Origin of the sequence: Parasphingorhabdus sp., assembly GCF_049667325.1 — a bacterium.
Taxonomy (GTDB): domain Bacteria; phylum Pseudomonadota; class Alphaproteobacteria; order Sphingomonadales; family Sphingomonadaceae; genus Parasphingorhabdus.
The window spans coordinates 1-10,039 of sequence record NZ_JBATHY010000276.1 but is presented as its reverse complement, the minus strand read 5'-3'; the positions used below and the strand labels follow the sequence as shown (position 1 = coordinate 10,039).

10 protein-coding genes and 2 pseudogenes are annotated in these 10,039 nt (G+C 58.3%); 2 read left to right on the top strand and 10 right to left on the bottom strand.

Annotation, left to right across the window (positions count from 1 at the left end):
• The 8 genes and pseudogenes from WBM93_RS12440 to hisG form a co-directional block, all read right to left on the bottom strand.
• Window positions 1–427 (bottom strand): annotated as a pseudogene (locus WBM93_RS12440) (hypothetical protein); the annotation flags it as partial.
• A 169-nt stretch (window positions 428–596) separates the two neighbouring features.
• A complete protein-coding gene (locus WBM93_RS12435; protein ID WP_424432185.1) occupies window positions 597–2,723 on the bottom strand; it encodes a sodium-translocating pyrophosphatase in 2,127 nt (708 codons plus the stop codon).
• A 163-nt stretch (window positions 2,724–2,886) separates the two neighbouring features.
• A complete protein-coding gene (thiL, locus tag WBM93_RS12430; protein WP_424432184.1) occupies window positions 2,887–3,822 on the bottom strand; it encodes a thiamine-phosphate kinase in 936 nt (311 codons plus the stop codon).
• The gene (locus WBM93_RS12425; RefSeq protein WP_424432183.1) at window positions 3,819–4,742 is read right to left on the bottom strand and encodes an alpha/beta hydrolase fold domain-containing protein; all 924 of its coding nucleotides are present in this window, start codon (window positions 4,740–4,742) and stop codon (window positions 3,819–3,821) included. The genes thiL and WBM93_RS12425 overlap by 4 nt, the downstream gene beginning before the upstream one ends.
• A 32-nt stretch (window positions 4,743–4,774) precedes the next feature.
• Window positions 4,775–5,221, bottom strand: a complete 447-nt coding sequence (nusB, locus tag WBM93_RS12420) for a transcription antitermination factor NusB (RefSeq protein WP_424432182.1) — start codon at window positions 5,219–5,221, stop codon at window positions 4,775–4,777.
• Window positions 5,218–5,742: a DUF1993 domain-containing protein gene (locus WBM93_RS12415; RefSeq protein WP_424432181.1), complete on the bottom strand. Its 525-nt coding sequence runs from the start codon at window positions 5,740–5,742 to the stop codon at window positions 5,218–5,220. Before WBM93_RS12415 ends, nusB begins: the two co-directional genes overlap by 4 nt.
• Before the next feature lie 22 nt (window positions 5,743–5,764).
• On the bottom strand, window positions 5,765–7,060 hold the full coding sequence (gene hisD, locus WBM93_RS12410) for a histidinol dehydrogenase (RefSeq protein ID WP_424432180.1): 1,296 nt from the start codon (window positions 7,058–7,060) through the stop codon (window positions 5,765–5,767).
• Window positions 7,060–7,710 carry an ATP phosphoribosyltransferase gene (gene hisG, locus WBM93_RS12405; RefSeq protein WP_424432179.1) on the bottom strand — a complete coding sequence of 217 codons (651 nt, stop codon included), beginning with the start codon at window positions 7,708–7,710 and terminating at the stop codon, window positions 7,060–7,062. Before hisG ends, hisD begins: the two co-directional genes overlap by 1 nt.
• A 45-nt stretch (window positions 7,711–7,755) precedes the next feature.
• Here hisG and WBM93_RS12400 point away from each other — a divergent pair, with 45 nt between their 5' ends.
• The gene (locus tag WBM93_RS12400; protein ID WP_424432178.1) at window positions 7,756–8,811 is read left to right on the top strand and encodes a DUF2332 domain-containing protein; all 1,056 of its coding nucleotides are present in this window, start codon (window positions 7,756–7,758) and stop codon (window positions 8,809–8,811) included.
• A 158-nt stretch (window positions 8,812–8,969) separates the two neighbouring features.
• Here WBM93_RS12400 and WBM93_RS12395 read toward each other — a convergent pair whose 3' ends face one another.
• Entirely contained in the window at window positions 8,970–9,335 is a 366-nt protein-coding gene (locus WBM93_RS12395) for a cupin domain-containing protein (protein ID WP_424432177.1), read from the bottom strand.
• Window positions 9,336–9,611, bottom strand: a complete 276-nt coding sequence (locus WBM93_RS12390) for a BolA family protein (protein ID WP_424432176.1) — start codon at window positions 9,609–9,611, stop codon at window positions 9,336–9,338. It abuts the gene before it with no gap.
• Window positions 9,612–9,726: 115 nt separating this feature from the next.
• On the opposite strand from WBM93_RS12390, the pseudogene WBM93_RS12385 reads away from it, so the two are divergent.
• Window positions 9,727–10,039 (top strand): annotated as a pseudogene (locus WBM93_RS12385) (molecular chaperone DnaJ); the annotation flags it as partial.

Here is a 10,039-nt window from a genome sequence, read left to right as displayed (position 1 = left end):
CGGTCAGCAGCTGTTCCCAGAAGAGCTTTTCAAAGCCCTTGCGAACCAACGGTGTGCCAAGAAAACAATTGTGATGCATCCAGTTCTGGACATGCGGCACCGGCCAGCGCCCGAACCGGCTTTCGGGGCCGAGCGGAAGCAGCCCAAGCAATTGGGATTGGCCCGGTTCACCAGCCCACATGAGAAACAGTTTCAATTCGGGATGATGGTCAAATTCGGTCAAACCGGGACGCAGGAACCATTGTTCGTAGAATATGTTCGGCTCGCTCGCCTGTACGGCCAGTTCGCTCCATGCGGCGACCAGATTGGCATCGATTTCGGCTACCGGGCAGAAAACCGCCCGTGATTCGGATGGGGACAGGCCATCGCGGAACCGCGCAGCGCTAATATCCGTGCCCTCCAACTTCTGTAACCCACTAAAATTCATCGATATCTACCCGCTAGCACCCCTGATCCATATGGCGGTCAGCATAGCGAGAAAGGGGTAATATGTGATTAACGCTAAACCGGCGGACGTCGAGCGGCTGGCGGCATGAAAAAACCCCGCCGAAATCGCTTCCGGCGGGGTCTTGTTTCAAACCAGCGGGATTGACGTTCTAGTGAATACCGCCCTGCGCCGCATAAAGCGCTGCGAGCAGCAGCAATGCGACAATATTGGTGATCTTGATCATCGGGTTGACGGCTGGACCTGCGGTATCCTTGTAAGGATCGCCAACAGTATCGCCGGTCACCGCAGCATGGTGGGCATCAGAGCCCTTGCCGCCGTGATTGCCGTCTTCGATATATTTCTTGGCATTGTCCCAAGCACCGCCGCCTGCTGTCATCGACAGGGCAACGAACAGACCGGAGACGATCACACCGAGCAACAACGCGCCGAGAGCGGCAAAGCCGTTCGCCTGACCCGCAACCGCGGTGATCACGAAATAGACCACGATCGGCGCAAGTACCGGCAGCAGCGATGGCAGGATCATTTCCTTGATCGCCGCCTTGGTCACCAGATCCACCGTCCGTGCATAGTTGGGACGCGAGGTACCAGCCATGATGCCCGGGTCAGCAGCAAACTGCTCGCGAACGTCTTTGACAACGTCCCCGGCAGCGCGACCAACAGCGGTCATACCCATTGAACCGAACAGATAGGGCAGCAATGCACCGAGCAACAGACCAACGATCACATAGGGATTTTCAAGGCTGAAGCTGACTTCAAGGTTCGGAAAGAATTCCTTGAGGTCGGCTGTGTAAGCCGAGAAAAGCACCAGTGCCGCAAGACCGGCAGAACCAATGGCATAGCCCTTGGTCACAGCCTTTGTGGTGTTACCCACAGCGTCCAGCGCGTCGGTCTTGTTCCGGACACTCTCGTCCAGACCAGCCATTTCGGCGATGCCGCCTGCGTTATCCGTAACCGGGCCATAAGCATCGAGCGCCACAACCATTCCGGCGAGCGCCAGCATGGCGGTTGCCGCAAAGGCGATGCCGATCAGACCAGCGAGCTGGAACGCGACAACGATGCCGATGACGATAACCAGCGTTGGCAAGGCCGTTGCTTCCATCGAAATCGCCAGTCCCTGGATCACGTTGGTGCCGTGGCCGGTTTCCGATGATTTGGCGATCGAGCGCACAGGACGATATTGCGTACCGGTGTAATATTCGGTGATCCAGATGATCAGGCCGGTAACCGCCAGACCGACCATCATTGACCAGAACAGGGCCATGCCGGTAAATCCGCCGGTGCCGTCAAGCGCGGTTCCGATTGGCGTGTCCATGTCGCCCAGCGTGCGCATCGTGACATAATAGATCGCCGGGATCGACAGCACCGCAGTGGTGATGAAACCCTTGTACAGCGCACCCATGATGTTGGTGCCCTTCCCCAGACGGACCATATAGGTACCGATGATCGAGGTCAGGATGCAGACACCGCCGACAATCAGCGGAAGCGACATCAGGTCATAGAGCATCGCGCTACCGACCAGATCGCCGAACAGAAGCGCCAGAAGCACCATCGTGGCACCAACGGTCACAACATAGGTCTCGAACAAGTCGGCGGCCATGCCGGCACAGTCACCAACATTGTCACCAACATTATCCGCGATCGTCGCAGGGTTGCGTGGATCATCCTCGGGAATGCCCGCTTCGACCTTGCCGACCAGATCGGCGCCCACGTCGGCCGCCTTGGTAAAAATACCGCCGCCGAGACGCGCGAAGATCGAAATCAGCGAAGCGCCGAAAGCCAGAGCGACCAGCGAGTCAATGACCGTACGGTCATTGGCGGCCAGCCCCATTTGGGTGGTCAGCACATAGAAGAAGATCGAAATCGCGAGGAGCGCGAGGCCGGCGACCAGCATACCTGTCACTGCACCGGCGCGGAACGCAACGGTAAGACCGGTCTGCAGGCTTTCGCTAGCGCCCTGTGCGGTGCGGACATTGGCGCGAACCGAAATGTTCATGCCGATATAGCCAGCGACGCCCGAAAGAATCGCACCAAGCAGGAAGCCCACTGTCGAAATCGCCCCGAGGAATATGAAGACCAGAACCGCGACGACGACGCCGACGATACCGATCGCGCGATACTGGCGGTTCAGATAAGCTTGCGCGCCTGCCTGGATCGCGCCAGCGATAGATTGCATTTTTTCGTTTCCAGCCGGTGCATTGAGCACCTGACGGCTGGTAATGAAGCCATATAATATGGCAACGAAACCACATAAAATTGAAATGGTGACAACGGTCATCGCCGCACTCTCCCCTGTTTATCATTATAATAAAACGCCCCGCAGAAACGGGGCGATGAACATTTGGGCTATAGTGCGGGAAACGCAAGCCGTGCAAGTCCTGATTTTAACGGGCAAGGGGTTGCCACCAGAAGGCTTTCAAATGGCTCGAATTTCGATCGCGTCAGGCGTGCATGAATCCCAGATGCTCGGGCAATTCGAGGCGCTCGCCATGGCTGTGGAGCTTAAGGCCCGAACCCGGGCGACAGACTCCGACGCAGGTCAACGGGATGGACAACACGGTTGCAGGGCTGGCGGTGAGCAGCAACTGATAGTCATCACCCCCGGTCGCTGCCTTTAACCTTGCATCCCGATCGTCGCCGACCAGAGCCTTATATTGGCTGGACAGAGGCAGTTCCGCGAGATCAATTTCGATCTGCACGCCACTCGCCGCAGCAATCCGCGACGCATCGAGCAATAGCCCGTCGGAAATATCCATCATGCTGCCGACCAGATTCGACAGCACCCTGCCCTCGTCCAGCTTGGGTGACGGACGCGTGTGCGCTTTCAAAAGTGATGCCGTGACGTCGATATCCTCCGACCGGAGCAATCCTGACGCGATTTGCAGACCCGCCCAGGCGTCACCGATGGTTCCCGTGACATAGACAGCATGGCCCGGCTTCGCATTGCTGCGCGAGGGTACGATATGGCCTTTGGCTTCGCCGATCGCGGTCAGGCCAAAGGTTCTCGGAGCGTTCTCGCCCATCGCCACGGTGTCGCCACCCAGCAAAGGTACGGCAAAGCGGTCAATCGCCTGCTTCAGGCCCTCGACAAATGCCGCATCCCATTGATCGCCGGAGGTGCGGCCGTAGCCGAGCAGGACGCCGAGCGGTTTCGCGCCCTTGGCCGCCAGATCGGACAGATTCACCGCGACCAGTTTCCACGCCACATCGGCGGGATCGGCGTCGGGAAGGAAATGTACGCCTTCGACCATCATGTCATGAGTCATCACCAGCTTGTGCCGGCCGAAAGGCATCATGGCGACATCATCGTCCAGTCCGCGTGCAGCTGGGTGGGTGGTAATGGCCTTTAACCGGTCAATAAATTGTAGTTCGCTCAAGACAGGGCGTGCTCCAGTGCCATTCTGATGGAAGCGTTGGCGCGCTTGCTGACCGCAGCCTGGGGGATAAACCCGTTAAACCCGTGCGGCGCGCCGGGGTAGATAGCAAGCTCAACCGGAACACCGGATGAACGAAGTCGATTTGCATAGATTATATCTTCGTCGAGAAACAGGTCGAGATCGCCGCACATGATATAGGCAGGCGGCAGGCCGGCGAGATCGGTCGCCCGCGCGGCGGCGGCATAAGCGCTGGCGCCGCCTTCTTCAGCATAAAGCGACCAGGCATGAAGCGAGGTCTCGCGTGTCCAGCTTGAAGGCGGAATATCCATGTGGCCCGAAGGCGTATCGTGCTTGTCATCAATCATCGGGTAGATAAGAAGCTGAAACGCGATCTCCGGACCATCCCGGTCGCGATTGAGCAGAGCGGCGCTCGCCGCCAGACCGCCGCCGGCGCTGGGTCCAGCGAGGATGATTTTGCGCGGCTTACGGTTTTTCGCCACCCGTTCGATCACCGCGCAGACATCGTAGGCCGCAGCCGGCGCGCGGTGTTCCGGCGCCAATCGGTAATCGACCGAGACCACCGGAGCGATGGAAGAATAGCTCTGTGCCGAAAGATCATCGGCGCTGCCCATCAAATAACCGCCGCCGTGCAGCCAGATGATGGTGCAATCGGGATAGAGCAGATCTCGTCCGCGATATTCGATTACGGAAACCTCGGGCTCGCCGGCCAGACCCGGCATGTGATAGGCGTCTTTCTCGCCTTCAAATTCCGGCAAAGCCGCGGCCAGTTGTGTGAAACGCTCGGTCGCCGCTGCACGCGCGGCCACCACATCTGTCTTCAATATCTCGGAAATATACGGCCCTTTGGCACCAATCATTTCGTGAAATGCAGGATCCAGCCGGTCTAGAAAGTCGGACAATATTTTCCCCCCTATAACAACAGGGGTGTCGTTCAGCCCCTGACCTGTTTCGCAATGCTGTCGAGCAGTCCGTTTACGAAACCGGCATCCTTTTTGTTGAAAAAGGCATGAGCCACATCCAGATATTCGTCAATCACCGTTGCGATTGGCACATCTTCATATGCGACCAGTTCAAATGTCCCGCAGCGGAGAATCTGGAGCATCGTCTTGTCGATACGGCCCAATGTCCAGCCCTTGGCCAATTTCGAATCGACCAGCCCGTCGATTTCTTCGAGCCGCGCGGCCACGCCGAGAACAAGATCGTCAAAAAAGTCGCGCTCGGCCGGATGATATTGGTCATCCTCGATCTCCTTGCCCAGCCGGTGGTCGTGAAATTCCTTGAGCAGTTTGCGGACCGGTGTCTTTTCCATCTGGTGCTGGAACAGCGCCTGGACGGCGGCCAGACGGGCGGCGGAGCGTGAGGTGGATTTGGCGGTCATGCTCTTTTCATCCGTGGAACACCCATAAAATCACCCTTGCCAATTTTCAGCCCGCGCTCGCGGAGCAGAGCGTAAGCAGTCGTGGCATGGAAATAGAAATTGGGTTGGGCAAAACTCAGCAGGAAATTTTCGGCGGTGAACGGCATGACGGTATCTTTGAACCGGAATTCCATGTGCTGGCCGACAAAACCTGCCATTTCCGCTTCGCTAACCGCTTCCAGCCCGGCCTTTGCTTCATCGAGTTTTTCGTACAGTCCTTCCCAGTCATTGGGTGGCGCGACCAGACTTGGCGTGAACATGCCCGCTCTCACACCTTCAATCGCACCCAGCGAATGCTCGCGGCAACATTTCACCTGATAGGAAAAAGGCAGCATATCCTCGATCAGCCGTGCGCCGATAATCTCTTCCGGCGCCGTACCCTTTTCGTCGCAATGCGCTTTTGCCTTGTCGACCAGCGCGCGGACGGCCTTGATAATCTGAAGCTGGGCCGGAATGATGGCATCATATAGGGAAATGGTCATGGAGTTTTCTTTCTGTTGAATGTCAGCGCCGGCCGAGCCGCTTTTGCACGCTAGCGGCATGTGCGGGCAAGCCCTCTGCCTCTGCCAGAGCGACCGCCGCCGGGCCAATATTGCGCAGTGCCTGTTCGTCGCAGTGGATGAAGCTGGTGCGTTTCATGAAGTCGGTCACCGAAAGGCCGGACGAGAAACGCGCCCTCCGCCCTGTAGGTAATACATGGTTCGGGCCGGCGACATAGTCTCCGACTGCCTCGGGGGTGTGACGGCCTAGAAAAACCGATCCGGCGTGACGGACTTTCTTGAACAAGGCATCGGGATCATCAACCGCCAGCTCGAGATGTTCGGCAGCCAGCCGGTCGACCAACGGGATCGCCTGTTCCAGCCGGTCGACGATGATGATCGCACCATTGTCATTCCAGCTCGTCGTCGCGGTTTCGGATGTTGCCAAGACCGTTAACTGTTCATCTATTTTTACAGCTACTTGATTAGCAAATTTAGTATCATCTGTGAACAGAATCGACTGGCTGGTCGGATCATGTTCGGCCTGGCTGAGCAAGTCGGCGGCGATCCAGTCGGGATCATTTTTCGCGTCCGCAACCACCACAATTTCCGAAGGACCCGCGACCATATCAATGCCGACAACCCCAAAAACCTGCCGCTTCGCTTCTGCGACCCAGGCGTTGCCGGGGCCGGTAACAACGTCGACGGGCGCAATTTTTTCGGTGCCATAAGCCAGCGCCGCCACCGCCTGAGCGCCGCCAATCCGCCAGATTTCGTCCACTCCGGCCAGTTCGGCTGCTGCCAGCACCAGCGGATTGATATGGCCGCCGGGCGCAGGCGTGACCATGATGATCCGCTCCACGCCGGCAACCTTGGCCGGAATGGCGTTCATTAGCACCGACGACGGATAGGCCGCGCGGCCGCCGGGAATATAGATGCCCGCACGCTCCACCGCGTTCCATCGCGCGCCAATGCGCACCCCGGCGTCGTCGATATAGTCTTTATTATCAGGAACTTGCCCTTCATGATAATCGCGAATTCTTAACGCTGCCAGCTCCAGCGCAACCCGCAAAGATGCTTCCAAGTCTTCCAATGCGGCGGCCGATTCGGCCTTCGACACGCGCCAGCCGGTCTGCTCCAGATCGTGCCGGTCAAATTTGCTGGTCAGCCGTAAAACCGCCTCGTCGCCATGATCGCGCACATCCTGAATGATTGCTCTGACATCCGCCGACACATCATCATCCGCCTCACGCCGGGCGTTGACCAGCGCATCAAAGGCTTCGGCAAAACCGTCATCGGTGATGGCCATCCGCATCGGCATCAGACCTGCCCCACCAGCTCGCGAAATTTCTGCACCAGCGGCGTCAGTTCGGCGCTGCGCATTTTAAACGCCGCGCGGTTGACGACCAGCCGGCCGGAGATATCCAGAATCCGGTCGGTCTCGACCAGATCATTGGCCTTGAGCGTGCTGCCGGATTCGACCAGATCGACGATATGCCGCGACAGGCCCAGCGACGGCGCCAGTTCCATCGCCCCGTTGAGCTTCACACATTCCGCCTGAATACCCTTGCCCTCGAAATAGCGGCTGGTGAGATTGGGATATTTGGTCGCCACCCTGATGTGGGAGATATTGCCCACTTGTTCCGCGTCATCCTTGGGCTGCGCCAGTGACAGGCGGCAGCGGCCGATGCCGAGATCAACCGGCGCGTATAATTCGCTATAGCCGAATTCCTCGATCACATCCGAACCGACAATGCCGATCTGCGCGGCGCCGTGGGCGACGAAGGTCGCGACATCGAACGCCCGCACCCGGATAATCGACATATGCGGAATATTGGTCGCGAATTTGAGACTGCGGTTGGACTTGTCAAAAAAGGCGTCTTCTGGCACGATACCGGCCTGCTCCAGAAGCGGCAAAGCATCGTCCAAAATCCTCCCTTTCGGAATTGCAAAGATTAGTGGTTTGGCCATGATGGCCGCGGCTTTACGGCTTCGCAGGGGAAAGGGCAACGAGTTATGGATATTTTGGATGTTGAAGATATCGCCGAGGGAATGCGCGGACAGGCGGAACATTGCCGACGCAATGACGCACCGGTAACCGCCTCGATCATCATCGCTCAATTGGCACTGATCGGCGGCCCCACAGCCTGCGGGCAAAAAATCGCGCACTGGCCGGGCAAGCCGCTTGAAGACGCGATGCCGCTGCGCCTGACCGGCGGACTCCATCACCTCTATCTCGGCGGCAAGGAACCGCGCCTCGCCGAAATATATGAAGGCCGGACAACCGATCAGGATGCTATCGATTTGCTGGTTGGACAGGTTGTCGCCGATCATGATGAACAATTGCTACCTTGGTTCGACAATCCGCCTCAGACCAATGAGTCGGGACGCTCGGCAAGTTTCATGGCGGGATTATTGTGGCTTTCAGGGCGTGTCGGGCCGCGATTCGAACTGCTCGAGCTGGGTGCCAGCGCAGGCGTGAATACGATGATGGTGCGCTATCATTATGACCTAGGCGGCGTTCAGGCGGGGCCGGAGGATTCCCCGATGCGGATAAAGCCGGATTGGCGCGGCCCGCCTCCCCCGCAGGCACCGGTAGAAATTGTCAGCGCCCGCGGCTGCGACCAGAATCCGATTGATCTCACCGACGACGAAACCGCCGCGCGGCTCAAGGGCTATATCTGGCCGGAAATGCCCGCCCGCTTCCAGCGGATGGAGGCGTCGATCGCGCTCGCCAGACAGGACCCGCCCGATCTCGTCAAGGCCGACGGTGCAGACTGGGTTGCAGAGCAGCTGACCCGTCCGCAGGAAAGCGGTGTGACCCGGGTGCTGATGCATTCGATCGTCTGGCAATATCTGCCGCAGGCAACCAGGGACCGGATCACGACGGCGATGGAGACGGCGGGTAAAGCGGCGACCCTGGACAAACCGCTCGCATGGATGTCGCTGGAGACCAACCGCAAGACCTTCAGCCACGAACTGATCATCCGCTATTGGCCCGGCGGCGAGGAACCGGCACTGCTCGGTCGTGCCCATGCCCATGGCGCGTGGGTGGAGTGGTTTGGAGGCTAGAAGCTGTGCTCCGCACTTGATGCGGAGTCCCGGGAGACATGCGTTCAAGACGCCAGAACTCCGAATCAAGTGCGGAACACAGCCACTGATCTGGACTACAGAGAAACGCAAAATCAGCAGGTTTTGGAATGCGGGGCGATGGCCTCCGACAATTGCCCTTATATCTTGTCGAGCGATTTCACAGTTTTCTCTGTGATTACATTACCGGTGTTGAGCGTCGTCTTTGGTTCGAGCATCAGCACATGACATTCAGCTGACAATGCCTCTGGGCAATGTTCGACGCCTTGCGGCACGATGATCATTTCGCCTGCATCCAGATCGATATCACCGCTGCGCAATCCCATCCGCATCCTTCCTTTGACAACCAGAAACAGCTCGTCTTCAGTCTCGTGATGATGCCAGTCAAACTTGCCTTCAAATTTGGCGAGCTTCACTTGCGCGTCGTTGATATCGCCAGCGACTTTGGGAGACCAGTGATCTGAGAAACTTGCGAAGGCATCGGCGAGATTGACTTTGCGGATCATCTACTCCCCCGGAGCCCTCGCCTGGATCACCATCGCGTGGACCTTTTCCTGCATCATGTCGCCCAGCGCCTTGTTGACCATGCGCTGGCGATTGAGGCGGGATTGGCCTGCAAACAAAGCGGATTCAATCTCGACGGTGAAGTGCGATTCCCCGCTGCCGTCATCGCCGGCATGACCGTGATGACTGGCGCTGTCGTTGATCACATTGAGCGACACGGGCGCGAGTTCGGCGGTGAGCCGCTTTTCTATCTCGCTGTGGACTGGACCTTTGGGCATCGAATCTCCATATTGCTCGTTCACGACATATATTAGCCATTATCACTGCACTTGTCGAAGTGCGTTTAAGGCTTTCAAACCGTCCTCCGAAGAGTGCAGGACCAACGGAGCAACATTGACCGTTTCCCCCAAAAGAAAACCCAACCGCTTTCATGGCCGCGTCGAAACCGAGGGCCAGTGCTGCACTATCGAGGGCTGCCCCGAAGCGGGCGAATTTCGCGCGCCGCCTATCTATGGCTCCGGGCGCAGCCATGACGGACCGGGTGAATATCGCTGGCTCTGCCTCGACCATGTCCGCGAGTTCAATCAGGGCTATGACTATTTCGCCGGCATGGATCAGGAGCAGATTTTCGATGCGCAGCATCCGGTACGCGGATGGGACTCGGCGCGGCGAGTCTATGCTGCCGGGCCGAGCGTGCCGCCAGCCT